The organism is Thalassovita litoralis, from assembly GCF_900182725.1.
Classification (GTDB): Bacteria; Pseudomonadota; Alphaproteobacteria; order Rhodobacterales; family Rhodobacteraceae; genus Thalassobius; species Thalassobius litoralis.
The window spans coordinates 12825-35375 of record NZ_FXTO01000036.1 but is presented as its reverse complement, the minus strand read 5'-3'; the positions used below and the strand labels follow the sequence as shown (position 1 = coordinate 35375).

The window sequence follows — 22551 nt, the reverse complement described above, 5'->3', positions numbered from 1 at the left end:
GGCGGCGGGTCGCCACCCGATATGACCGCTGCCCCGAAGTCTTCCTCTCGGCCATCGCTCTCGCCGCAACAGTCATGTTTTGGTTATGAGTCCTGAGCCTAGATAAAAGAAAACCGCCCAACGCCCTGCAAAATGGAAAATGGAAAATGGAAAATGGAAAATGGAAAATGGACGGTTTTTTGCCGATTTGCACAAGTATTGCTCCAAAAGAGCAACACTTCAACACCACAGCCCCAAAAGATCAGGTATTGAACAAGAAGTGCATGACATCCCCGTCCTGCACCACATAGCCCTTGCCTTCGGCCCGCAGCTTGCCGGTTTCCCGTGCTTTTGCTTCACCACCACAAGCCACATAATCGTCGAATGCGATGGTTTCCGCACGAATGAACCCGCGTTCAAAATCGCCGTGAATCACCCCGGCAGCCTGCGGCGCAGCGGTTCCTTGGCGAATGGTCCAAGCGCGGGCTTCTTTCGGGCCAACGGTGAAATAAGTTTCCAGGTGCAGCAACTCGTATCCTGCACGGATCAGGCGATCCAGACCTGCCTCTTCCAGCCCCATTTCTTCCAGGAACATGGCGGCTTCTTCGTCGTCCAACTGGCTGATTTCTTCTTCGATCCGGGCGGAAATAATGACATGCGCATTGCCCTGCGCCGCCGCCATTTCTGCAACCTTGTCAGAAAAAGCATTGCCTTTTGCCGCGTCTTCCTCGGCCACGTTACACACATACAGAACTGGCTTGGTCGTCAGCAATTGCAACTGCTTCCACAGCTTCGCGTCTTCCGGTGCAACCGCGACCAGCCGGGCGGGTTTGCCGTCTTCCAGCATCTCTTGCGCAGCAGCCAGCAAGCGGTCCTGCTCTTTGGCTTCTTTATCGTTGCCCTTCAGCTTGCGCACCAGATTGGCGCGGCGCTTTTCGATGCTTTCCAGATCGGCCAGCATCAGTTCGGTTTCGATGGTTTCAGCATCGGCCACCGGGTCCACGCGCCCGTCCACATGGGTCACATCACCGTCTTCAAAACAGCGCAGCACATGGGCAATGGCGTCAGTTTCCCGAATATTCGCCAAAAACTGGTTGCCCAGCCCCTCCCCCTTGGAGGCCCCTTTGACAAGCCCCGCAATGTCAACAAAGGTCATGCGTGTCGGCAATATCTGTTTCGACCCGGCGATCTGCGCCAGTTTTTCCAAACGTGCATCGGGCACGGCCACATCGCCCACATTCGGCTCGATCGTGCAAAAAGGAAAATTCGCCGCTTGCGCCGCTGCCGTTTTCGTCAAAGCGTTGAACAGGGTCGACTTGCCCACATTCGGCAGCCCGACAATACCCATCTTGAAACCCATCACCGGCCTCCGTCATATCCGTTTCGCCGCTCTTAGAACGCGGGGGCCAGCATGGCAAGGCCGCGCCCACGCCCCAAACCACGGGAAATTGCGCTTTCGGCCCTGCAAACCATTGAGTTCCGCCCCCGTTTGCGGCACATCGGGGCAAACCGTATAAATGGCCCCATAGGGGACCAAGGACAAGGGAACCCCGGATGACCCGCATCGACGCCAAATTCGCCGCCCTGAAAGCTGAAAACAAGAAAGCTTTCGTTGCCTATATCATGGCGGGCGACCCGGATTACGACACTTCGATGGACATTCTGAAAGGGCTGCCTGCCGCAGGTGTCGATATCATCGAACTGGGCCAGCCCTTCACCGATCCGATGGCAGACGGCCCAACGATCCAATTGGCCGGGCAGCGTGCGCTGGAAGGCGGGCAAACTCTGCAAAAAACGCTGGATATGGTGACAGAGTTCCGCAAATCCGACGACACCACCCCGATTGTGATGATGGGCTATTACAACCCGATCTTTAACCGGGGCGTGGATAAATTTCTGGCAGATGCCAAAACCGCTGGCATTGACGGGCTGATCGTGGTCGACCTGCCCCCGGAAGAGGACGAGGAACTGTGCATCCCCGCGCAAAAGGCCGGGCTGAACTTCATCCGCCTTGCCACCCCCACCACCGATGACAAGCGCCTGCCCAAAGTGCTGCAAAACACCTCGGGGTTTGTCTATTATGTGTCGATCACCGGCATCACCGGCGCGGCCGAAGCGCAGGCCGCCGACGTCGCCCCCGAAGTGGCCCGCATCAAGGCGCAAACCGATCTGCCGGTGATTGTCGGCTTCGGCATCAAAACCCCAGACGCGGCCCAGAATATCGCCAGCGTGGCCGATGGCAGCGTTGTCGGTTCGGCGATTGTGGGCGAAATTGCTTCGGGCAAACCTGTGTCCGATATTCTGGCTTTCGTTAAGTCCCTCGCGGACGGTGCGCACCGGGCCTGACCCACGCACACCTGCTTCATTGCGCCAACCATTGCCCCCCCCAGAGCCTTGCAACCAAGAAGACCCGTAATCGCCTTCTTTCTGATGCAAAATACTCTGGGGTGAATTGGCCGCAGGCCAAAAGGGGCAAAGCCCCTGAAGTCGCCAAGATTACTGCCTCACGCCAAGATCACATCCAAAAGCATCATCAGGATCAAGCCGCCAATCAACCCGGTTGTCGCCTTGTTCTGATGCCCGTAGCGATGTGTTTCGGGAATGATTTCGTGGCTGATGATATACAGCATTGCCCCCGCCGCGAAGGTCAGGCCAACAGGTAGCACATAAACAGACACATGGATCAGCGCGACCCCCAGTAGCCCGCCCACGGGTTCCACCAGCCCGGTGATCACCGCGATCAGGAAGGATCGCGATTTGCTATACCCCTGCCCCCGCAGGGCCACCGCCACCGCCAGCCCCTCGGGGGCGTTTTGCAGCCCGATCCCAGTGGCCAGTGACAGACCGTTCGTCATATCCCCACCGCCGAAACCGATGCCGACAGCCATGCCTTCGGGGAAATTGTGGATGGTGATGGCAATCACAAACAGCCAGATCTTCGGCAAAGCCCCCGGATCGGCACCTTCCGGGCCGACGATGAAATGCTCATGCGGCAGGTTTTCATTCATCCATGCCACCAGCAGCGCCCCCAGCGCGATCCCCAGACCGGCCAGCGCCGCCGCAGCGGGAACAGACCCGTAAATCGCGGTCCCGGCATCAATCCCCGGCAAGATCAGCGAAAAGAACGAGGCGGAAATCATCACCCCCGCCGCGAATCCCAACATGGCGTCATTCGCGCCCCGGCTGATCTGACGACCGAACAGCACCGGAATAGCCCCAACGCCGGTCATCATGCCCGCGCCAAGGCTGGCGATGACGCCAATCAGAATGATATTGTCCACAACGTCCCCTTCACCCGGCTACACGCGCAGCTTTTGCCAAAGGCCGGGTGGGTGCAAGCAGCTTTTGCCCTGTCAGGCGGCGGGACTGCGGCGCAGGATGTGGATTGTTGTATAGGTCATCACCCGATCGCCATCCTGATTATAGGTGTCATATCGCACCTGTGTCCGCCCCCGATCCGGGCGCGATTTCGATGGTTCTGATCCGATCACCTCGGCCTTGACCATCAGGGTATCCCCCGGTCGCACCGGCTTTAGCCAGCGCAGCCCGTCCACCCCCGGCGACCCCAAAGACGCCTCGTTCCAGATATTCGCGTCCAGCGACAGCAAAAACCCCACCACCATCGTTTGGAATCCGCTGGCGATCAGCCCGCCATATGGCGTCTGCTTTGCGGCATCTTCATCAATATGGAACGGTTGCGGATCGTATTTGCGGGCAAATTCCACCATCTCCTCCAGCGGAATTTGCCGACTGGCCGTTTCAAACGTAAACCCCACCGGCAAGTCATCAAAAAACATAATTTCCCTCCCTTTTCGCTCGGGTTGACAGTGGCGCAACCCGGCATTGGGGGCAATGGCATTAAGCGTTGCCCTTTACCTGCCTTATTGGTAACAAATTCTCACCAATACACGCAAAAAGGCCGATGCCATGCCCGTAATCACCTGCATCGAAGATTTGAAGCGCCTGCACCAGCGCCGTACCCCCCGGATGTTTTACGACTACGCCGAAAGCGGTAGCTGGACGGAACAGACCTTTCGTGAAAACACCACGGATTTTGATGCAATCCGCCTGCGCCAGCGCGTCGCCGTGGATATGTCTGGGCGGTCCACCGCCACAAAAATGATCGGACAGGATGTTGCAATGCCGGTCGCACTGGCCCCGGTTGGCCTGACCGGGATGCAATGCGCCGATGGCGAAATCAAAGCCGCCCGCGCCGCCGAAGCCTTTGGCGTTCCCTTTACCCTGTCCACCATGTCCATCAACTCGATCGAGGATGTGGCCGGGGCAACCAACAAACCCTTCTGGTTTCAGCTTTACACCATGAAGGACACCGATTTCGTATCCCGCCTGATCCAACGGGCGAAGGATGCGAAATGTTCGGCACTGGTGATCACGCTGGATCTGCAAATTCTGGGGCAGCGGCATAAGGATCTGAAAAACGGCCTGTCTGCGCCGCCCAAACTGACCCCGTCCACCATCGCCAACCTGATGACCAAATGGCGCTGGGGGATTGAAATGCTGGGGGCCAAACGGCGGCATTTTGGCAATATCGTGGGTCACGCCCAAGGCGTTACCGATGCCGCCAACTTGGGCGCATGGACCGCAGAACAGTTTGACCCGACTTTGGACTGGGGTAAGATCGCCCGGATCAAAGAAGAATGGGGCGGGCCGGTGATCCTCAAGGGGATTTTGGACGCCGAAGATGCGAAAATGGCGCTTCAGGTCGGGGCCGATGCCATTGTGGTATCCAACCACGGCGGGCGGCAATTGGATGGCGCGGTCAGTTCGATCACAGCCCTGCCATCCATTCTGGATGCCGTTGGCGATCAGGTCGAGGTGCATCTGGACAGCGGCATTCGCAAGGGGCAGGACATTCTGAAAGCCGTGGCGATGGGGGCCAAAGGCACCTATATCGGGCGGGCTTTCGTCTATGGTCTGGGCGCGATGGGCCAAGAGGGTGTCACCAAGGCGCTGGAAGTACTGCACCGCGAAATGGATATTTCGATGGCCCTGTGCGGACGGCGGACGATTGACGAACTGGACCGTTCGATCCTGATGATCCCCGAAGATTTCGGCGGGCGCTGGCAATAAGCGCGTACCATCGCTTCGCCCCCTTTTACGGCTTGGGAAAAAGGCCGTTTACGGGGGCGAATAAGACTTTCCAAAATTGGGAATCTCGTCTATACGCGCGACTTCATGCGGGGATACAGCCTTGGAGGATCCCCGTCAGTCAAACATTTTGGAGAATTATCATGGCTGGAGCAATTCCTGATCTTCACGCCGAGGTCCGCACGGGGACAGGCAAGGGCGCCGCTCGTCAGGCTCGTCGGGACGGCAAAGTACCGGGTATCGTTTTTGGTGGTGACGCAGAACCGCTGCCGATCAACCTGCCCTTCAACGCACTGCTGAAAAGCCTGAAAGCCGGTCGTTTCAAGTCGACCCTGTTCAACCTGAAGGTTGACGGTCAGGAAGACGTGCGCGTGATCTGCCGCGACGTTCAGCGCGATGTGGTCAAAGACCTGCCGACCCACGTGGATTTCATGCGTCTGCGCCGCACCTCGCGCATCAACCTGTACATCCACGTCAACTTTGACAATCAGGACACCTGCCCCGGCCTCAAGAAAGGTGGCGTTCTGACCATCGTTCGCCCCGAGGTGGAACTGGAAGTTCTGGCTGGCGACATTCCTGATCACATCACCATCGACCTGTCGAACGCACAGATCGGTGACGTGCTGCACATCAGCGACGTGACCCTGCCCGCAGGCGCCAAGCCGACCATCGACCGCGACTTCGTGATTGCGAACATTTCGGCTCCGTCGGGGCTGCGTTCGGAAGAAAACGAAGCTGACGGCGAAGAAGCCGCAGAATAATCTGCTTACCCCGCATTCGGGGGACAGTGACGGGCGCGGCCTTCGGGTCGCGCCTTTTGCGTTTCGGACGATTGAAATCAGGCTGCGCGGCCCCTACCCTGCGGCCTGACAGATACAGGAAAGATGACGATGCAGCTTTGGGTGGGTCTGGGCAATCCGGGCGGGAAATATGCGGGCAATCGGCATAACATCGGCTTTATGGCGATGGACCGGGTAGCCGATAATCATGGCTTTGCGCCGTGGCGCTCCAAGTTTCAGGGTCAAGTGACCGAGGGACGGCTGGGCGCGGACAAGGTGATCCTGCTGAAGCCCGAAACCTTTATGAACCTGTCGGGGCAATCCGTGGGCGAAGCGATGCGCTTTTATAAGCTAACCCCAGCGGATGTTATCGTTTTCCACGATGAATTGGATCTGGCCCCCGGAAAATGCCGCCTGAAACAAGGTGGCGGCCACGCCGGGCATAACGGGTTGCGGTCCATCCATCAGCATATCGGCGAAGCCTATGGCCGGGTGCGGCTGGGTATCGGCCATCCGGGCCACAAGGATCGGGTGGCGGGCTATGTCCTGTCCGATTTTGCCAAGGCCGATCAGGACTGGCTGGACGATCTGCTGCGCGGGATCAGCGATGGCGCGGCAGCCCTGGCGGATGGGGACGGATCGAAATTCCTGAACGCCGTAGCGCAGCGGGTGGCCCCGCCGCGATCCTCCAATTCGCAGCCCAAGGCTGATAAACCAGCCCCGGTCGTTCCCGAACCACAGGACACCCGCAGCCCGATGGAAAAGCTGCTGGATAAATTCCGCTAAGACATTTGCCCATCAAAGACATGCAAAAGGGCGCGCGCCTGTACGCGCCCCTTGCCTGACATACCCCCGTCATGATTCACTATCCCGAACCCAAGGAGGACGGGACATGGGCCGTATCGTGAAATGGGCGCTGCGCGCGCTGGTGGTTGTCATCCTGCTGGGCGGGGCTGGGGCCGTCTGGAGAAAAGACGAAATCACCCGCCTGTTGGCCGTGAACAGCCTGTTTCACGCGGATCGTATCGTCAGCAATTTCAGCCATATGGATCGCCTGTTCTGGACGGTGCCGCTGGACCGCGGCAACGTCCCCGTCAGCCCCCTGCCCCGTGGTGCGGATCAATCCCTGCCGGACAGGGCCGACCGCTGGCTAACAGACCGCGCCGTGACCGGGCTGGTGGTGCTGAAAGACGGGGAAATCCGGCATGAAAGCTATCACCTGAACACAACGCCCGATGACAGGCATATCTCTTGGTCCGTGGCGAAAAGCTTCCTGTCCGCCCTGATGGGAACCGTGCTGGCGGATGGGTCCATCCACAGCCTGAACGATCCGGTCACGCAATATGCCCCCAGCCTGAAAGGCAGCGCCTATGACGGGGCGCGGATCATCGACGTATTGCACATGGCCAGCGGCGTGAAGTTCAACGAGGATTATCTGGACTTCAATTCCGACATCAACAAAATGGGGCGCGTTCTGGCACTTGGCGGCTCAATGGACGATTTTGCCGCCAGTCTGGATCAGCATATCGCCACCCCCGGCACCGAATGGCATTACGTTTCCATCGACACCCATGTGATTGGCATGGTGATCCGGGGGGCCACCGGGCGCAGCATCCCCGATTTGATGACAGAACGGATCATTCAACCACTGGGGCTGGAACAAAACCCGCTGATGATCACCGATGGGCATGGCGTGGCTTTCGTGCTGGGTGGCCTCAACATGCGGACCCGCGACTATGCCCGCTTTGGTCAAATGGTGGCGCAGGGGGGTATGTGGCAGGGGCAGCGCATCCTGCCCGAAGGCTGGGTGACACAATCCACCGTCTTTACCGCCCCCACGACGGCAGGCGAGGAAAAATACGGCCTGCAATGGTGGGGACCAAAAGACGCCGCAGAAGGCGAATTTTATGCCATCGGCGTCTATGGGCAATATACCTATATCAACCGGCCCAAAGGCGTGGTGATCGCCATGAATTCCGCCGACCGGCTGTTCAAGGAACCCGGCGTGAACCGCGAAAACATCCAGATGTTTCGCCGCATCACCAACAGCCTGACACAGGAGTGAGACATGGAAAAATACCCATCAATCAACGTACTGGGGGCCGCGCTTCAACCTTGCTCCCGCGATCCGCTGACTGGCTTTTTCCGTGATGGCCATTGCAATAGCTGCATAGAGGATCAGGGCAATCACACCGTTTGCGCCGTAATGACCGCCGAATTTCTGGCCTACTCGAAATATGTTGGCAATGACCTGTCCACCCCCCGGCCTGAATTCCAGTTTCAGGGGCTAAAACCGGGGGATCAATGGTGCCTGTGCGCCGCGCGGTTCCTGCAAGCCCACGACGAAGGCTGTGCGCCCAAGGTCAATCTGGACGCCACCCATGTGGCCGCGCTGGACATTGTACCGTTGGATATTCTACGGGAACACAGATTGCCCCCGACGGGCAAGTAACCCACAAAAGATTGCAAAACTGATGGAAATTGGCCGATTTCTGTGGATAAAACTCGCATCATGATCGCATTTAGACAATCAAATACGCTACGAAATCAACCTTTGCGGCAGTTCATCCTGCATCAAATCGTCAATAAACAGGCTCAGTAATTGGGGCCGCCCACTGACGCCTGCCTTGCGATAGATGGCATTGGACTGCGCTTTGACCGTGCCTTCGGAGGTTTGACGCATTTCGGCAATATCATGGGTGCTTAACCCCTTGAGCGCGAACAGTGCCACGTCCCGCTCTGCCGGTGTCAGCCCCCACTGATCGAAGCGATCCGCCAACAGATCCATGAACGCCCCCGAAGCAACGCGCAGCTTTTCTTCGACCTGACGGGTATAGCGGACCGACCGGCGAAAGGCGATCCAGCCCGTCGCGATGCCCAGCGACAGCCCGATAGCAGCCCCGATTTCGGCATGGGATTGATTGGCGAACAGCGAATAGCCCTGAATCCCCAGTGTTTCCTTCAGCACTCCGGCCACGAAAAACACCGTACAAAGCACCTGTAGCGCCATGACGGTCAGAAGGATCAGTTTCTTATGGTTACGGCGCAAGGCTGGCCCTTTCTGCTCTGGCCATTCAGGTAGCCACGCGGTTGGGCGCTCGCAAGTAATAGTGGGCATCTTTTTGTGGTCAGTTCCGTCAGGTCATCGGGCGGGGGCGGTATGCCCGCCCCCTGCCCGGCACGCGTTAGCGGCCTTCTGCGGCGGTAGCCGTCAGGTCGGTGTTGCACAACGGCGTAGCATCGGCGGCGTGATCGGTCAGCATATCGGCCCCCGAGGTCAGCATCGGCTGGCTTTGATCGGTGTCATAGCAGGCTGACAGGTTCGTTTTGGTCACGTGATCGGTGGCATATTGGCCAGTCCAACCGCCATCATCCTGATACGAGCCACCAACAGGCGCAGCGATAGCAGAGGTGGCGATCAGGGTTGCAGCAACGGCAGTGATCAGTTTTTTCATTTTCAGTCTCCTTTAGGGGGGAACAAACCGGGGATCGGTTCGTCCTTGCGGCGGGTAGGCCGCGTTCGGTGAGGCTGAAAAAGGCATTCCGCCGGTGCTTTGCTATTCATAAAACGTTTAAATTTCAGGCAATAACCCATTGGAGAACAGGCATAAACTTTGGTTTATGGACGATTTCCCGCGCAGCAATGAAAAAACCCCGCGCAATTGCGCGGGGTTGGGAAAATCGTATTGGCGGCAGGGTCAGCCCCCGGTCCGGATATCCACACCCAGATGTTTCGCAACGGTGAAGATGTCCTTATCCCCACGGCCACACATGTTCATCACGATGATGTGGTCCTTGGGCAGGCTCGGCGCGATCTTCATCACATGGGCCAGCGCGTGACTGGGTTCCAACGCAGGAATGATGCCTTCGGTGGAACAGGACAGTTGGAACGCCTCCAGCGCCTCTTTGTCCGTGATATAGACATATTCGGCGCGACCGATTTCGTGCAGCCAACTATGTTCCGGGCCGATACCGGGATAATCCAGACCTGCGGAAATGGAGTGGCCTTCAAGAATCTGCCCGTCTTCATCCTGAAGCAGATAGGTACGGTTGCCATGCAGAACACCGGGGCGCCCGCCGGTCAGCGACGCGCAATGTTCCATCTTATCATCCACGCCTTTACCGCCTGCTTCGACGCCGATGATTTTCACCGAATCTTCATCCAGGAATTCATAGAACAGACCCATTGCATTGGACCCACCACCAATGGCGGCGATCACGGTATCGGGCAAGCGGCCTTCGCCTTCTTGTTCGGCCAGCTGCCAGCGCACTTCTTTGCCGATGATGGACTGGAAATCGCGCACCATCGCCGGATAGGGGTGTGGGCCAGCCACGGTGCCGATGCAATAGAACGTGTCACGCACATTCGTCACCCAATCGCGCAGGGCGTCGTTCATCGCGTCCTTCAACGTGCCACGACCGCTGGTAACAGGCACCACCTCGGCCCCCAGCAGGCGCATACGGAACACGTTGGGGGCCTGACGTTCCACGTCATGCGCCCCCATGTAGACCACGCATTTCAGGCCGAACTTGGCGCAAACCGTCGCTGTGGCAACGCCGTGCTGCCCCGCCCCGGTTTCCGCGATAATGCGGGTTTTCCCCATACGGCGGGCCAGCAGGATTTGCCCCAGCACGTTGTTGATCTTATGCGCGCCGGTGTGGTTCAGCTCGTCCCGCTTCAGATAAATCTTGGCCCCGCCCAGATGTTCTGTCAGCCCCGAGGCGAAATACAGCGGCGACGGGCGGCCAACATAGTGTTTCCACAGATCGTCCATTTCCGCCCAGAACGCGGCATCCGTTTTGGCCTTTTCGTATTCTTCTTCTAGCGACAGGATCAGCGGCATCAGGGTTTCGGACACAAAGCGCCCACCAAACTGACCAAACCGGCCCTTTTCATCGGGGCCATTCATGAAGCTGTTGAAAAGATCGTCGGCCATCAGGCTCCCCTTCGATCGCGTGGTTTTTGACATGTCGTGCATAAGGGGCGGACCCCGGCAATTCAATGCGTTTTACGGGTTTCTGGATGCAACGCGCCCGGAATTCCGCCGGGGAGATCAGGCCAAGGCCGCTTTGACAAAGGCGTGGATCAATTCCGGGTCTTTGACCCCCGGCGCGCTTTCAACGCCCGAGGACACATCGACCTGTCGCGCCCCGGTCATTTGCACCGCCAGCGCCACATTATCCGGCGTCAGCCCCCCGGCCAGCATCCACGGACAGGGCCAGTATTTACGGTTCACCAAACGCCAGTCAAAAGACAGCCCATTGCCGCCGGGCAGGTCCGCGCCGCGCGGCGGTTTGGCATCAATCAGCAATTGATCGGCCACCCCGGCATAGGTCGCAATCTGATCCAGATCGGATTGATCCGCGATACCGATGGCTTTCATGATCGGCAGGCCATAGCGGCGACGCAGATCGGCCACGCGGTCCGGCGTTTCGCTGCCGTGAAGTTGCAGCATGTCCAGCGGCACGGTGTTCATAATTGCGTCCAGCATGGCGTCATCGGCATTCACCGTCAGCGCCACCTTGGCCAACCCCACCGGGGCGTCAATCGCCAGATCACGGGCCAGTTCCACGGAAATATTGCGCGGGGATTTGGCGAAGAACACGAAACCGGCATAAACCGCCCCCGCGCTGGCAGCCGCCTGCACGTCTTCGGGGCGGGACAGGCCGCAGATTTTAACCTTTACATCGGCTGGCATGGGATCAGGACTTGTTATCCAGCAGGGCCAGAACTTCGTCCTGCTGACCGCTGGCAATGGCCTTGCGCTGTTCGCGCTTCAGCTTGCGTTCCAGATCATGCACTTCGCGTTCTTTGCGGGCGGCGGTGGCGCGATGTTTATGTTCGCGCAGCCATTCCCACACAAACCCAATCAACAGGCCCGCCACGATCCCGCCGAAAATCACCACGAACAGCGGCAGATCGACAGTGTAGTTCAGTTGCAGCAGGTCCGCCAACGGCGTGGGCAGCAACGTCAATGTGACTTTGCCGCGATTGGCCAAGGCAATGATAATCAGAACCGCGCCCAAAGCGGCGAGGAAGGCATAACGAATATAGCGCATGTGTTCGCTTCTTTATTTTCCGTTCAGACGGTCGCGCAGCAGTTTGCCAGTCTTGAAGAAAGGCACGTGCTTTTCTTCGACTTCAACCGATTCCCCGGTGCGCGGGTTACGCCCTACCCTAGCATCCCGCTTCTTCACGGAAAACGCGCCGAAGCCGCGCAGTTCCACCCGGTCGCCGCGCGCCATCGCATCGGTGATTTCTTCAAAGATCGTGTTCACGATCTTTTCGGCGTCCCGCATGGTTAGCTGATTCTCGGAACTCCGATCCTGGTTTTCCTCGAAAATCTTTTGAATGAGTTCCGATCGGATCATCGGCGTCCTCCCCCGGGTGTTGCTATATGCCCCCATTATTAGGGGTGACTATAGAAAGAAAGATAAGACAGGTGAACCAGAACGTTCACCAATTTGCGAGATTTCGCGGCCTAAGCATCGGTGTATCCTGCAAAAAAAGGCTGCCCCGGCAAAGAATTGCCCAAGCGAGCGGCCAATTTTCACCCCAACGCCCCATGTTGCAGCGCAGAACCCGCCCCGTTGATTCGCAACGAAAAACCCCGCGGCATTGCTGCCGCGGGGCTGTTGTATTCCGGTCAGACCGAAAGGAAGGCTTAGTTGCCGCCCTTCAGTGCTGCGCCCAGGATGTCGCCCAGCGATGCACCCGAGTCGGAGGAACCGTACTGTTCCACGGCCTCTTTCTCTTCTGCGATTTCGCGTGCTTTGATCGACAGGCCCAGACGGCGGGTTTTGCTGTCCACGTTGGTGACGCGCACATCTACCTTGTCGCCAACTGAGAAACGCTCGGGGCGCTGGTCTGCGCGGTCGCGCGACAGGTCCGAACGGCGGATGAAGGATTTCATGCCTTCGAATTCCACCTCAATGCCGCCATCTTCGATTGCGGTCACTTCGACGGTGATAACCGAACCACGCTTCACGCCGCCCACGGCTTCGGCGAACTTGTCGCCACCCAGAGCTTTGATCGACAGGCTGATGCGTTCTTTTTCGACATCAACTTCGGAAACCACAGCTTTGACGATGTCGCCTTTGCGATAGTTCTGGATCGCATCTTCGCCACGTTCGTCCCACGACAGGTCGGACAGGTGAACCATGCCGTCGATTTCGCCCGGCAGGCCGATGAACAGACCGAATTCGGTGATGTTCTTGACTTCGCCTTCGACCTCGGTGCCTTCGGGGTGCGTTTCCGAGAACACTTCCCACGGGTTGCGCATGGTCTGTTTCAGGCCCAGCGAAACGCGACGCTTGGCGCCGTCGATTTCCAGAACCATGACGTCGACTTCCTGGCTGGTCGAAACGATTTTGCCGGGGTGGACGTTTTTCTTGGTCCAGGACATTTCCGAAACGTGGACCAGACCTTCGACACCCGGTTCCAGCTCAACAAATGCGCCGTAGTCGGTGATGTTGGTCACGCGACCTTTGTGGACCGAGCTGAGCGGGTACTTGGCAGCCACCAGATCCCACGGATCTTCTTGCAGTTGCTTCATGCCCAGCGAAATGCGGTGGGTCTCTTTGTTGATCTTGATGACCTGAACCTTGACGGTTTCACCGATCGACAGGATTTCCGACGGGTGGTTCACACGACGCCATGCCATGTCGGTGACGTGCAGCAGGCCGTCAACGCCGCCCAGATCAACGAACGCACCGTATTCGGTGATGTTCTTCACAACGCCGTCCACCGACTGACCTTCGGTCAGGTTGCCGATGACTTCGGCACGCTGTTCGGCACGCGATTCTTCCAGGATGGCGCGACGCGACACAACGATGTTGCCACGACGACGGTCCATTTTCAGGATTTGGAACGGCTGCTTCAGACCCATCAGCGGGCCAGCGTCGCGCACGGGGCGCACGTCAACCTGCGAACCCGGCAGGAACGCAACAGCGCCGCCCAGATCGACGGTGAAGCCGCCTTTGACGCGGTTGAAGATGGCGCCATCGACGCGTTCTTCGTTGGCGTAGGCTTTTTCCAGACGATCCCATGCTTCTTCGCGGCGGGCCATTTCACGGGAAACGACAGCTTCGCCACGGGCGTTTTCTGCGGAACGCAGGTAAACCTCGACTTCGTCGCCAACTGCGATTTCAGGGGCTTCGCCGGGGTTTGCGAATTCTTTCAGATCAACGCGGCCTTCCATTTTGTAGCCTACGTCGATGATGGCTTGACCGGCCTCGATGGCGATCACTTTGCCTTTGACAACCGACCCTTCTTGGGGGGTGTCCATTTCGAAGCTTTCATTCAGGAGGGCTTCGAATTCCTCCATAGATACGTTCTGAGCCATGTGGCGTTCTGTTCCTTTATAAACGTTTTCTGGCCGAGCGGTTGTCTCCGCCGGTCTTGGCTGGTGCCCCGCCTTGGGCGGAACGAATTGGTCCTGACGACCCATAAAACAAAGAGGGCCGGTTGGTCCGACCCTGCTCGATCTCTTTATTCTATGGCATTATTCGCCTTATCGACGGGGCGCATATAGCCCCTGCGCCCCTTCATGGCAAGGAAAAACGCCATTTTAGGCGCTTGCGGCAACCCTTGGGGGCTGGCAATGAACGGGCATGGATATTGTACTGTTGAAAACGTTTATCGAGGTAGCTGGTTCTGGGTCATTCGTGGCCGCGTCTGAACGGCTATATGTCACCCAATCCGCAGTCAGCCTGCGCATTCAACGACTGGAAGATTCGCTGGGGCATCCCCTGTTCCTGCGGTCCAAGGCGGGGGTCGAGCTGACACCGGCGGGGCGCAAGTTTGAACACTACGCCCTCGGCATTATCTCGCTCTGGGAAGAGGCGCTTCGGCAAATCGCCATTCCAGAAGGGTTCCACCGCAGTCTGACCATTGGCGCGCAATATTCGCTGTGGCCGGGTTTGGGGTTCCGCTGGCTGGACCGGATACAAACCGTTGCACCGGATCTGAACCTGCGCGCCGAATTGGGTATGCCCGACCGCCTGACCCGGTTCCTGACCGATGGCACCATTCAATGCGCGCTGACATATACACCGAAACTACGACCGGGGCTGGACGCCCAGAAAATCATCTCGGAAAATCTGATCATGGTCGCCAGTTGGGCCAACCCCACCGCCGAGACCGTAGCGGAACGCTATGTCCTTATCGACTGGGGCCAAGAATTCATACGGGAGCATTCCCGGCGTTTGCCACAGTTGAAAAATACGGCCCTAACCCTGTCCGTTGGGGCCTTGGGGGCTGAATACCTGACAAAGCGCAATGCGGCTGCCTATTTGCCCGCCCGCTATGTACAACGGTATCTGGATGCAGGGCTGCTACACCTTGTACCCGATGCGCCACGCTTTCCCTATCCGATTTGGGTCGTGTGGCGCACGGACGTGGACCCGATCATTCGCGCCGCCGCCGAAAGCACCCTGCGCGAAATCACGTCTGACCAAAACGCCACGAGCTAAGACCCTGAGAAAACGCAGAAAACAGAAGGCCAAAAGCGACCTATGCCTTGACATGCGGGGGCTATGCTGCCCCCCGCACGAACCCATAAGCAAGACTCGTTTCATCCACGAATATTTGCAATTTCACTTCTGTTTTCCCAATCCCTACATCCCCACCAAGCAAGCAGATTGCTTCTGGTTTTTAACGATCAGCAACCTCTTTTGGGAAAGGATACCCCGATGAAACTGGTTCACAAATTCGCCTCTGTCTCGGCTTTGGCCCTGATGCTGGCCGCGCCTGCCTATGCGCAGTCCGCCCTGACCGGGATCGACAACCTGAATGATCGCATCGACGACATCACCGACGACGCCAAAGACGTGCTGGCCGATGGTGAAGATGCACAGCGTTTCGGACCTTTGGGTGTTCCTCAGGGGTGGCGCGGGTCGATGGCCTTCTCAGCGTCTGCCACGGACGGCAGCACGGACACCGGCGAAATCAGTCTGGCAGGCCGCCTGACCTATGGCACGGGCGCATGGAACCACTTCCTTGGGGTGGCTGCCGAATATGGCCGCACCGGATCGACCACGACCGAGAAAGAGTTCTTTGCGACATACGAAGCCAACCGCTACTTCAATGACCGCGTCTATGCCTTTGCCTTGGCCCGGTACGAATTCGATGACTTCGCCACCGACAAACACGACGCTTTCATCGGCTTCGGCCCCGGTGTGCGCATCCTGAATTCAGAAAAGTCTACTTGGCGTATTCAGGCTGGTCCGGGTGTGCGTTACGTGAAAACCGCAGCTGGTGCGGACACCACCGAAGGCAGCGGCCTGATCGCATCGCGCTATTACTACAAGTTCAACAGCACTGTATCGCTGACCAACGATACCGACCTGATCGCATCGGATTACAGCACCTTGGCCACCAACGATCTGGGCCTGAATTTCAAACTGTCCGACACGATTTCGACCCGGTTCAGCTATCGGACCGAATATAACTCGGAAGCGGCGGACGAGTTTGAAAACAAACTGTCGGTGGCACTGGTTCTGGGCTTCTGATCCAGCGCCTTCCGGTCTACCATCATGCGAACTTGGGGCAGAGCAATCTGTCCCTTTTTTGCTGGCGTCACATTTACCGCGCCGGGCGCGGATCAGCTAAACCGTTCCGGCCCCTTCCACTGTGCATCGTTATACCGATCCCCCCACGCCCAGCCCACCGGCAGAATTTCGGTGATCCGGGTCAATTGTTCCGGGGTCAGGTCGATGCTGCCCCCTGTGACGAGTTCCGCAAAATGCGCCGTAGACCGGGTGCCGGGAATGGCAATCACATGATTGCCCTGCGCCAAAACCCACGCAATCGCCAGCGACGCAGCAGGCAGCCCCAGTTCCGCTGCATAGGCGCGGAACGGATCGGTCGCGGCAATATTCGCGCTGTAATTGGGTTCGATAAACCGCGGGTTCGCCTTTAGAAAATCCAGCGACGGAATGCGATCCGCCGGGATCGGATCATCGGTCAGAAATGACCGACCCACAGGGGAAAATGCCACCAGCGCCGTTCCCAATTCCGCGCAAGTCTGGATCAGCCCCAGTTCCGGCGCACGGGTCGACAGCGAATATTCCGATTGCACCGCATCCACATGGGTTTCCGCCGCCGCCCGCCGCAGCGAATAGGGCGCGATTTCGGAAAACCCGATGCCGCGCGTTTTTCCCTTTTGCTTCAACAGGGCCATATGGCCTGCGACCTCCTCAATCGGGATGTCGGCTTGGCGGCGATGGACATAAAACAGGTCCACGCAATCCACGCCCAGCTTTTGCAGGCTTTTGTCCAGTTCAGCCTCCAGATGGGTCAGCGAATTATCGAAACAGCGGTTTCCGGCGGCGTCCTTGCTGATCGCGGCCTTAGTGGCGATATGGAACTGGTCCCGCGTACCGGGATTATCCCGCAGAAACCGGCCAATCGCCTTTTCCGAACGGCCCATACCGTACACATTCGACGTGTCGATATGCGTGACGCCCGCATCCAGCGCAGCGGACAGGATGGCAAAGGAATTCATTTCCGTCGTAGGGCCGTAGAATTCGGCGAATGACATCGCCCCAATGCCAAGAGCAGAAATTTCCGGCCCGTTCTGTCCCAGCTTGCGCGTTTTCATACCTGATCCCTTTTTGCATTAATCGCTTGTACAGCCGCGGCGATGGCCTGTTCAATTCCCAGCGCCGATGTGTCAATCAGCACCGCATCCGCCGCCGGTTTCAGTGGCGCTTCGGCACGGTTCATGTCCCGTTCATCGCGGGCGATGACATCGGCCAGTACCGCGTCAAAGCTGGTATCCAGCCCCTTTTCCCTCAATTCCTTGTATCGACGCTCAGCCCGCACTTCGGCGCTGGCGGTGACAAACAATTTCGCCTCGGCCTCGGGGCAGATGACGGTGCCAATGTCGCGCCCGTCCAGCACCGCGCCGCCCTGACGCCGGGCAAAGGCACGTTGAAAATCCACCAGCGCGGCCCGCACCTCGGGGATCACCGCAACCTTGGATGCGGCTTCGGCCACCTGCGGCGTACGCAATCTGTCACCATCCAGATCCTTGGGCATCAGCGCCAAGGCCGCCGCGACAGGTTCCGCCCCATCCAGCGTTTTGGCACCAACCGCGCGATACAATAGCCCCGTATCCAGATGGGCAAAGCCGAAATGCGCGGCAACAGCCTTGGAAATCGTGCCTTTTCCGGCGGCGGCTGGCCCGTCAATTGCGATGGTAAAGCTCATGTTTCAAACTCCTTGCGGGATCGGCCTGTGCATTCCCCCGCGCGATCACATATGGATGTCCGCTGTTGTAGGCATAGACACCAGCTATTTCCAGCCATGACCCAACACCGCGGCGGGTCCGTTCCGGTTTGCCCGCGTTTTGCGCCTAAACGCCCGGATCAGCCATACAGAATGGCGTAGCGCGCGATCCCGTAAACATAGAAGACGGTGAACAGCATGTTGATATATTTCAACTGCCGTTCATTGCGCAGCCAACCGCAGTACATCCAGATCACACAAAACGGCAGGCTGAACAGCATCGCCGCCAATTGCCAGCCCTGCACCACGCTGATCGTGCTGCAAATCCCCAACCCCAAAGCAAGCCATTTCAAATGCTGCTCAAACGGCGCGAGTTTCATCAATGTCATATTTTGAACCGTCGTCTATCAGCGCCGTTGACCCGGCGTTCTGATCTGTGTCCCGCTTAGCAGTCAGGGGCCGGATGCGCAACCGCAGGGCGGTTACAGATGGCCCCAGCGCCGCAACCCAAGCTGCCCCAGCACGATCAGCACAATCGCTAACGCGGCGAATTTGGCCAGCGTAGCCGCGCTGGCGATCTGGATCAGCAGGTCCGCCGCCCCTGCCCCCTGCGCCAGCATCCGGGCAACCAGCGCGTTTTCCGTCAGGTCCGTCAGCAGATAGGGCAGCGCCAGCCACGCGGCCCGGCGTGCGCCCAATCCCCGTGCCGTCAGCCAAAGCCACAGCGCAAACAGCACGCCAAAGCCTGTATCCACCGCCCGGATCAACCCGGCATATAGCCCCGCCTGCACCGGGTGCAGTTCCACCAGATAGGCGCGGGCCTCTGCCGGGGTATAGCCCAGACGGATGTCAAAGGGTGGCAATGGCGGATCGCCTGCAAAAATATGCTGATTGCCCAGCCACAGCAGGATGCCATAAACCGCCGCCACCAGTAACGTCAGCGCCAGCCATGCGGCGCGGCGGATCATTGGGCGCGGCGTTCGATCTGTGCGCCCAATTGCGCCATCAGCCCCTCGAAAATCGGGAAGGATGTGGCAATCGGGCTACCGTCATCCACGCTGACCGGCGCATTCGCAGCCATGCCCATCACCATGAACGACATGGCAATCCGGTGATCCAGATGGCTGACACAGGTGGCCCCGCCCGGCACATTGCCGTGACCACGCCCGTGAACGATCCACCAATCCGGGCCGTCTTCAACCTCGACCCCGTTCAGCCGCAACCCGCTGGCCATCGCTTCGATCCGGTCGGATTCCTTGACCCGCAATTCCTTGACCCCGCGCATGACAGTATCCCCCGCAGCAAAGGCCGCCACCACGGACAGCACAGGATATTCGTCAATCATGCTGGCGGCGCGCTCCGGCGGAACTTCGATGCCATGCAGATCAGGGGAAAACTTCGCCCGCAGATCGGCCACGGGTTCACCACCTTCTTCGCGCAGGTTTTCAAAGCTCAGATCAGCGCCCATGTCCTGCAACGTATAGAACAGGCCCGCGCGGGTGGGGTTCAGCCCGATATTCGGCACCAGCACATCCGAGCCGGGGACGATCAACGCCGCGCACACCGGAAAAGCGGCACTGGATGGATCACGCGGCACGATGATGGTTTGCGGGATCAGTTCGGGCCGCCCGGTCAGGGTGATCACGCGGCCTTCGTCTGTATCCTCGGTCGTGATCTGCGCCCCAAACCCTGCCAACATGCGTTCGGTATGATCGCGGGTCGCTTCTTTTTCAATCACAACGGTCTGGCCGGGGGCATTCAGCCCTGCCAGCAACACGGCGGATTTCACCTGTGCCGACGGCACCGGAACCGTATAACGCACGGGCACCGGATCGGCGGCCCCCACAATGGTCATCGGCAACCGTCCCCCGGACCGACCCACCGATTGCGCCCCGAACAGCGCCAAGGGATCGGTGACACGTGCCATCGGCCGCTTGTTCAGGCTGGCATCGCCGGTGAAAGTGGCGGTGATCGGGCTGGTCGCCATCGACCCCATGATCAGGCGCACCCCAGTGCCGGAATTGCCGCAGTCAATCACCCCATCGGGTTCCGCGAACCCGCCCACACCGACACCATGCACATGCCATGTGCCATCGTCATCCCGCGTCACCTCGGCCCCGAAGGCCCGCATGGCCTTGGCCGTGTCCAGCACATCCTCGCCTTCCAGCAGCCCGGTGACAACGGTTTCCCCCACCGACAACGCCCCAAGGATCAGCGCCCGGTGCGAAATGGATTTATCCCCCGGCACATCCGCCTGCCCCCGCAAGGGACCGCATTGCGACGAAGTCATCGGGATCGGGGTGCCGTGGCCGGACATGTTGTGCCTCCTCTGAACTCCCTTGCCTCTTAGCGCAGCGGCGCGGCCCGGTCTATCGCTGCATCACCGATTCTTTGCAGCCGCGACAATCCCTTGCCCGCCCACCCCCAGAAAGCGGTGGAATTGGATATTTTTACCAAGAAAGAACCAACGCTTGCGCCCCCAAACCGGAACGCAGCACGCTGCTTCTTTCTGATCCCAAATACTCATTGCGCGACAGTGCGGCTTGACGGGTGGTCAACTAAGGGACGCCTCCGCCGCTTCACCCAACCAGATACGGGGGTTGGTTTCAGCGATCTGGCGAAACACCTCCTCGCCCAATGCGTTGCGCAGCCGAAAGCATACCGCGCGTTCAGACAGTTTTTCCTGCCGGGTCATGTAGAAATCCGATCCAAACAGGGTACGGCGGCGCAAGCGGTCGGCTTCGGGGGTATCGGCCATCAAAAACAGCCGCAGGAAGGGGATGTAATCCTCGAAATGAAACAAGGTATAGGAAATATCGGTCCACAGGCCGGGATAATCGCCTGATCCAATCATCTTGCGGATTTGCACCTGCCAGTTTTCAGCCTTGTCGTAATCCGGCCCCGCACCGACATAGGATTTCCAGTCATACTGCCCCCCGAAATGCGCCAGACACAGGCGCAGATTGGGATGGCGGCGCAGAATCGGTAAATAGCTGCGCGGCGCGGTGAAGCGATCGGCCATGTAGTCGTCCACATAGCGCCCCTGCACCCCGCCACGGGAACAATGGGTCATCACCGGCAGGCCACGGCGTTCCAGTTCGGGATAAACATGCTGCATCAGAACCGGGTCATCCGGCGCGAATCCCAGCCGGGGATACAGCTTCACCCCCTTGAAATGCAGATCGTCCAATGCCCGCCACAGCTCTGCGCCCTGCGGGTCGGCGCGTGGGTCGATAGTGGCAAAGGGAATCACCGCGCGGCCTAATTCAGGGTCTTTGGACAGGGCTGCCAGTTCGTCATGTTGATCGCGCAACGGAACCGGCGGAACCCCGTGACCAATCGCGCTCAGGTCCATCGGAAGCACCACGAAACGGGTGTTCGACGGGTAATGAGGCAGCAAGTTCTTCAGAATGCTGCGCTGATCGGGGGCCGCCGCCTCGTTCTGGAAATCATACAGGCGGCGCACCTTTTCCGCCCAGGGATGCTGACCGATCAGGGCCAAAACCCACGCCAAAAACCGCACCAGTGGCGGGAACAGTTTCAGCGGGCGCAGCCACGCATAGGGATAACTCACCGGGATATGACGGGTGGTAAACGTGTGAATATGGCAGTTGGTGATGCGAATATCGGGCATAAAAATCCTCCGGGGTGGAATACCCCGAAGGATAGCACGGCTGCACAACGATTTCCCGTGGGGTTTTCCTGACCCAGCCGCCCGAAAAGATCAGAGCCGCCGGAACGTCAGGTAATGCGGTGTCCGGCCTTCGCGCAGGGCTTTTTGTTCGTAACGCGTGGAAATCCAATCCCCCCACGGCTCCCGCCAATCTTGTGGGCGTTCGGCCAGCCATTCAAAGCCAGCTTTCGGCGCCTCTTCCAGCGTTTGGCGGACATAATCGGGGATATCGGTTGCCACCCGGAAAATCGCGCCCGGTTTCAAAACGCTGTGCAACGGTTTCAGGTGGTCCTGCGTCACGAAACGGCGGCGGTGGTGGCGTTTTTTCGGCCACGGATCGGGATACAACAAGAAGGCCCGCGACACCGATTCCGGTGGCAGCACATCAAACATATCCCGCGCATCGCCCGGATGAATGCGGATATTTTCACACCCGGCATCCCGGATTTTGCCCAACAGCATCGCAACGCCGTTGATGTAAGGCTCGCATCCGATAAACCCGACATTCGGGTTCTGGCTGGCCTGATGCACCATATGTTCGCCGCCGCCGAATCCGATTTCCAACCAGATGTCGCGGTCCCCGAACAGCGCGGGCAGGTCCAGCGGGTTGCGGTCCGGGTTTTCCTCCCATGACACCGCGCCCGGCGATAGCGTCGCTAGGTCTTCGTCCAGATAGCGTCGTTGGCTGTCGCGCAGGCCCTTGCCCTTGAAACGGCCATAGAAATTGCGCCACGGGGCGCCCGAGGGGTGTTTATCGTCGCTCATGATGGCGCGGTTTA

The 22551-nt window shown here is 58.8% G+C and carries 25 protein-coding genes and 1 pseudogene; 9 read left to right on the top strand and 17 right to left on the bottom strand.

Going from position 1 to position 22551, the window contains the following annotated elements; genetic code table 11:
* Positions 1-89 (top strand): annotated as a pseudogene (locus FN828_RS17770) (IS5/IS1182 family transposase); the annotation flags it as partial.
* 152 nt (positions 90-241) lie between these two features.
* Here the strand turns inward: FN828_RS17770 and ychF are convergent.
* Positions 242-1339 (bottom strand): redox-regulated ATPase YchF, encoded by a 1098-nt coding sequence (gene ychF, locus FN828_RS17765; RefSeq protein ID WP_142494717.1) that lies wholly within the window; start codon positions 1337-1339, stop codon positions 242-244.
* Between the two features lie 194 nt (positions 1340-1533).
* Here ychF and trpA point away from each other — a divergent pair, with 194 nt between their 5' ends.
* Positions 1534-2325 carry a tryptophan synthase subunit alpha gene (trpA, locus tag FN828_RS17760; RefSeq protein ID WP_142494716.1) on the top strand — a complete coding sequence of 264 codons (792 nt, stop codon included), beginning with the start codon at positions 1534-1536 and terminating at the stop codon, positions 2323-2325.
* A 158-nt stretch (positions 2326-2483) separates the two neighbouring features.
* On the opposite strand, the gene FN828_RS17755 is transcribed toward trpA, so the two are convergent.
* Both FN828_RS17755 and FN828_RS17750 read right to left on the bottom strand, forming a co-directional pair.
* Positions 2484-3209 carry a ZIP family metal transporter gene (locus FN828_RS17755; protein ID WP_185959080.1) on the bottom strand — a complete coding sequence of 242 codons (726 nt, stop codon included), beginning with the start codon at positions 3207-3209 and terminating at the stop codon, positions 2484-2486.
* A gap of 123 nt (positions 3210-3332) precedes the next feature.
* A complete protein-coding gene (locus tag FN828_RS17750; RefSeq protein ID WP_142494714.1) occupies positions 3333-3776 on the bottom strand; it encodes a MaoC family dehydratase in 444 nt (147 codons plus the stop codon).
* A gap of 130 nt (positions 3777-3906) precedes the next feature.
* On the opposite strand from FN828_RS17750, the gene FN828_RS17745 reads away from it, so the two are divergent.
* From FN828_RS17745 to FN828_RS17725, 5 genes are all read left to right on the top strand, one after another.
* Positions 3907-5070 carry an alpha-hydroxy acid oxidase gene (locus FN828_RS17745; protein WP_142494713.1) on the top strand — a complete coding sequence of 388 codons (1164 nt, stop codon included), beginning with the start codon at positions 3907-3909 and terminating at the stop codon, positions 5068-5070.
* 161 nt (positions 5071-5231) lie between these two features.
* Positions 5232-5849, top strand: a complete 618-nt coding sequence (locus FN828_RS17740; RefSeq protein ID WP_142494712.1) for a 50S ribosomal protein L25/general stress protein Ctc — start codon at positions 5232-5234, stop codon at positions 5847-5849.
* Positions 5850-5978: 129 nt separating this feature from the next.
* Positions 5979-6653 (top strand): aminoacyl-tRNA hydrolase, encoded by a 675-nt coding sequence (gene pth, locus FN828_RS17735; protein WP_142494721.1) that lies wholly within the window; start codon positions 5979-5981, stop codon positions 6651-6653.
* A 106-nt stretch (positions 6654-6759) separates the two neighbouring features.
* Entirely contained in the window at positions 6760-7932 is a 1173-nt protein-coding gene (locus FN828_RS17730; protein ID WP_142494711.1) for a serine hydrolase domain-containing protein, read from the top strand.
* Positions 7933-7935: 3 nt separating this feature from the next.
* Positions 7936-8319: a DUF2237 family protein gene (locus tag FN828_RS17725; RefSeq protein WP_142494710.1), complete on the top strand. Its 384-nt coding sequence runs from the start codon at positions 7936-7938 to the stop codon at positions 8317-8319.
* An 87-nt stretch (positions 8320-8406) separates the two neighbouring features.
* Here FN828_RS17725 and FN828_RS17720 read toward each other — a convergent pair whose 3' ends face one another.
* The 7 genes from FN828_RS17720 to rpsA form a co-directional block, all read right to left on the bottom strand.
* On the bottom strand, positions 8407-8916 hold the full coding sequence (locus FN828_RS17720; protein WP_235891521.1) for a helix-turn-helix transcriptional regulator: 510 nt from the start codon (positions 8914-8916) through the stop codon (positions 8407-8409).
* Positions 8917-9052: 136 nt separating this feature from the next.
* Positions 9053-9322 carry a hypothetical protein gene (locus tag FN828_RS17715; RefSeq protein WP_142494709.1) on the bottom strand — a complete coding sequence of 90 codons (270 nt, stop codon included), beginning with the start codon at positions 9320-9322 and terminating at the stop codon, positions 9053-9055.
* A 243-nt stretch (positions 9323-9565) separates the two neighbouring features.
* A complete protein-coding gene (trpB, locus tag FN828_RS17710; protein WP_142494708.1) occupies positions 9566-10804 on the bottom strand; it encodes a tryptophan synthase subunit beta in 1239 nt (412 codons plus the stop codon).
* A 117-nt stretch (positions 10805-10921) separates the two neighbouring features.
* Entirely contained in the window at positions 10922-11566 is a 645-nt protein-coding gene (locus FN828_RS17705; RefSeq protein WP_142494707.1) for a phosphoribosylanthranilate isomerase, read from the bottom strand.
* A gap of 4 nt (positions 11567-11570) precedes the next feature.
* The gene (locus tag FN828_RS17700; RefSeq protein WP_142494706.1) at positions 11571-11927 is read right to left on the bottom strand and encodes a lipopolysaccharide assembly protein LapA domain-containing protein; all 357 of its coding nucleotides are present in this window, start codon (positions 11925-11927) and stop codon (positions 11571-11573) included.
* 12 nt (positions 11928-11939) lie between these two features.
* Entirely contained in the window at positions 11940-12239 is a 300-nt protein-coding gene (gene ihfB / locus FN828_RS17695) for an integration host factor subunit beta (RefSeq protein WP_142494705.1), read from the bottom strand.
* A 293-nt stretch (positions 12240-12532) separates the two neighbouring features.
* Complete coding sequence (rpsA, locus tag FN828_RS17690; protein WP_268987216.1) at positions 12533-14317, bottom strand: 30S ribosomal protein S1; 1785 nt, start codon at positions 14315-14317, stop codon at positions 12533-12535.
* 163 nt (positions 14318-14480) lie between these two features.
* Here rpsA and FN828_RS17685 point away from each other — a divergent pair, with 163 nt between their 5' ends.
* Both FN828_RS17685 and FN828_RS17680 read left to right on the top strand, forming a co-directional pair.
* The gene (locus FN828_RS17685) at positions 14481-15341 is read left to right on the top strand and encodes a LysR family transcriptional regulator (protein ID WP_142494703.1); all 861 of its coding nucleotides are present in this window, start codon (positions 14481-14483) and stop codon (positions 15339-15341) included.
* Between the two features lie 219 nt (positions 15342-15560).
* Positions 15561-16379 carry a DUF481 domain-containing protein gene (locus FN828_RS17680; protein WP_142494702.1) on the top strand — a complete coding sequence of 273 codons (819 nt, stop codon included), beginning with the start codon at positions 15561-15563 and terminating at the stop codon, positions 16377-16379.
* 92 nt (positions 16380-16471) lie between these two features.
* On the opposite strand, the gene FN828_RS17675 is transcribed toward FN828_RS17680, so the two are convergent.
* The 7 genes from FN828_RS17675 to trmB form a co-directional block, all read right to left on the bottom strand.
* Complete coding sequence (locus FN828_RS17675) at positions 16472-17470, bottom strand: aldo/keto reductase (RefSeq protein ID WP_142494701.1); 999 nt, start codon at positions 17468-17470, stop codon at positions 16472-16474.
* On the bottom strand, positions 17467-18081 hold the full coding sequence (gene cmk, locus FN828_RS17670; protein WP_142494700.1) for a (d)CMP kinase: 615 nt from the start codon (positions 18079-18081) through the stop codon (positions 17467-17469). Before cmk ends, FN828_RS17675 begins: the two co-directional genes overlap by 4 nt.
* A 158-nt stretch (positions 18082-18239) precedes the next feature.
* The gene (locus tag FN828_RS17665; protein WP_185959078.1) at positions 18240-18488 is read right to left on the bottom strand and encodes a peptidase; all 249 of its coding nucleotides are present in this window, start codon (positions 18486-18488) and stop codon (positions 18240-18242) included.
* A 93-nt stretch (positions 18489-18581) separates the two neighbouring features.
* Entirely contained in the window at positions 18582-19067 is a 486-nt protein-coding gene (locus FN828_RS17660) for a hypothetical protein (protein WP_142494699.1), read from the bottom strand.
* A complete protein-coding gene (gene aroA / locus FN828_RS17655; protein ID WP_142494698.1) occupies positions 19064-20416 on the bottom strand; it encodes a 3-phosphoshikimate 1-carboxyvinyltransferase in 1353 nt (450 codons plus the stop codon). The genes FN828_RS17660 and aroA overlap by 4 nt, the downstream gene beginning before the upstream one ends.
* A gap of 237 nt (positions 20417-20653) precedes the next feature.
* On the bottom strand, positions 20654-21733 hold the full coding sequence (locus FN828_RS17650) for an amidohydrolase family protein (RefSeq protein WP_142494697.1): 1080 nt from the start codon (positions 21731-21733) through the stop codon (positions 20654-20656).
* 90 nt (positions 21734-21823) lie between these two features.
* Positions 21824-22537 carry a tRNA (guanosine(46)-N7)-methyltransferase TrmB gene (trmB, locus tag FN828_RS17645; protein WP_142494696.1) on the bottom strand — a complete coding sequence of 238 codons (714 nt, stop codon included), beginning with the start codon at positions 22535-22537 and terminating at the stop codon, positions 21824-21826.
* Between the last annotated feature and the right edge of the window lie 14 nt (positions 22538-22551).

Excerpts from the sequence above, each read along its gene's own strand:
- ihfB (WP_142494705.1), bottom strand. The coding sequence starts at position 12,239 with ATGATCCGATCGGAACTCATTCAAAAGATTTTCGAGGAAAACCAGGAT.
- FN828_RS17715 (WP_142494709.1), bottom strand. The coding sequence starts at position 9,322 with ATGAAAAAACTGATCACTGCCGTTGCTGCAACCCTGATCGCCACCTCT.
- FN828_RS17675 (WP_142494701.1), bottom strand. The coding sequence starts at position 17,470 with ATGAAAACGCGCAAGCTGGGACAGAACGGGCCGGAAATTTCTGCTCTT.
- trmB (WP_142494696.1), bottom strand. The coding sequence starts at position 22,537 with ATGAGCGACGATAAACACCCCTCGGGCGCCCCGTGGCGCAATTTCTAT.
- pth (WP_142494721.1), top strand. The coding sequence starts at position 5,979 with ATGCAGCTTTGGGTGGGTCTGGGCAATCCGGGCGGGAAATATGCGGGC.
- aroA (WP_142494698.1), bottom strand. The coding sequence starts at position 20,416 with ATGTCCGGCCACGGCACCCCGATCCCGATGACTTCGTCGCAATGCGGT.
- ychF (WP_142494717.1), bottom strand. The coding sequence starts at position 1,339 with ATGGGTTTCAAGATGGGTATTGTCGGGCTGCCGAATGTGGGCAAGTCG.
- trpB (WP_142494708.1), bottom strand. The coding sequence starts at position 10,804 with ATGGCCGACGATCTTTTCAACAGCTTCATGAATGGCCCCGATGAAAAG.
- rpsA (WP_268987216.1), bottom strand. The coding sequence starts at position 14,317 with ATGGGTCGTCAGGACCAATTCGTTCCGCCCAAGGCGGGGCACCAGCCA.
- FN828_RS17730 (WP_142494711.1), top strand. The coding sequence starts at position 6,760 with ATGGGCCGTATCGTGAAATGGGCGCTGCGCGCGCTGGTGGTTGTCATC.
- FN828_RS17650 (WP_142494697.1), bottom strand. The coding sequence starts at position 21,733 with ATGCCCGATATTCGCATCACCAACTGCCATATTCACACGTTTACCACC.
- FN828_RS17750 (WP_142494714.1), bottom strand. The coding sequence starts at position 3,776 with ATGTTTTTTGATGACTTGCCGGTGGGGTTTACGTTTGAAACGGCCAGT.
- FN828_RS17755 (WP_185959080.1), bottom strand. The coding sequence starts at position 3,209 with ATGACCGGCGTTGGGGCTATTCCGGTGCTGTTCGGTCGTCAGATCAGC.
- FN828_RS17700 (WP_142494706.1), bottom strand. The coding sequence starts at position 11,927 with ATGCGCTATATTCGTTATGCCTTCCTCGCCGCTTTGGGCGCGGTTCTG.
- FN828_RS17685 (WP_142494703.1), top strand. The coding sequence starts at position 14,481 with ATGGATATTGTACTGTTGAAAACGTTTATCGAGGTAGCTGGTTCTGGG.
- trpA (WP_142494716.1), top strand. The coding sequence starts at position 1,534 with ATGACCCGCATCGACGCCAAATTCGCCGCCCTGAAAGCTGAAAACAAG.
- FN828_RS17745 (WP_142494713.1), top strand. The coding sequence starts at position 3,907 with ATGCCCGTAATCACCTGCATCGAAGATTTGAAGCGCCTGCACCAGCGC.
- FN828_RS17725 (WP_142494710.1), top strand. The coding sequence starts at position 7,936 with ATGGAAAAATACCCATCAATCAACGTACTGGGGGCCGCGCTTCAACCT.
- FN828_RS17680 (WP_142494702.1), top strand. The coding sequence starts at position 15,561 with ATGAAACTGGTTCACAAATTCGCCTCTGTCTCGGCTTTGGCCCTGATG.
- FN828_RS17660 (WP_142494699.1), bottom strand. The coding sequence starts at position 19,067 with ATGATCCGCCGCGCCGCATGGCTGGCGCTGACGTTACTGGTGGCGGCG.
- FN828_RS17705 (WP_142494707.1), bottom strand. The coding sequence starts at position 11,566 with ATGCCAGCCGATGTAAAGGTTAAAATCTGCGGCCTGTCCCGCCCCGAA.
- FN828_RS17740 (WP_142494712.1), top strand. The coding sequence starts at position 5,232 with ATGGCTGGAGCAATTCCTGATCTTCACGCCGAGGTCCGCACGGGGACA.
- FN828_RS17665 (WP_185959078.1), bottom strand. The coding sequence starts at position 18,488 with ATGACATTGATGAAACTCGCGCCGTTTGAGCAGCATTTGAAATGGCTT.
- cmk (WP_142494700.1), bottom strand. The coding sequence starts at position 18,081 with ATGAGCTTTACCATCGCAATTGACGGGCCAGCCGCCGCCGGAAAAGGC.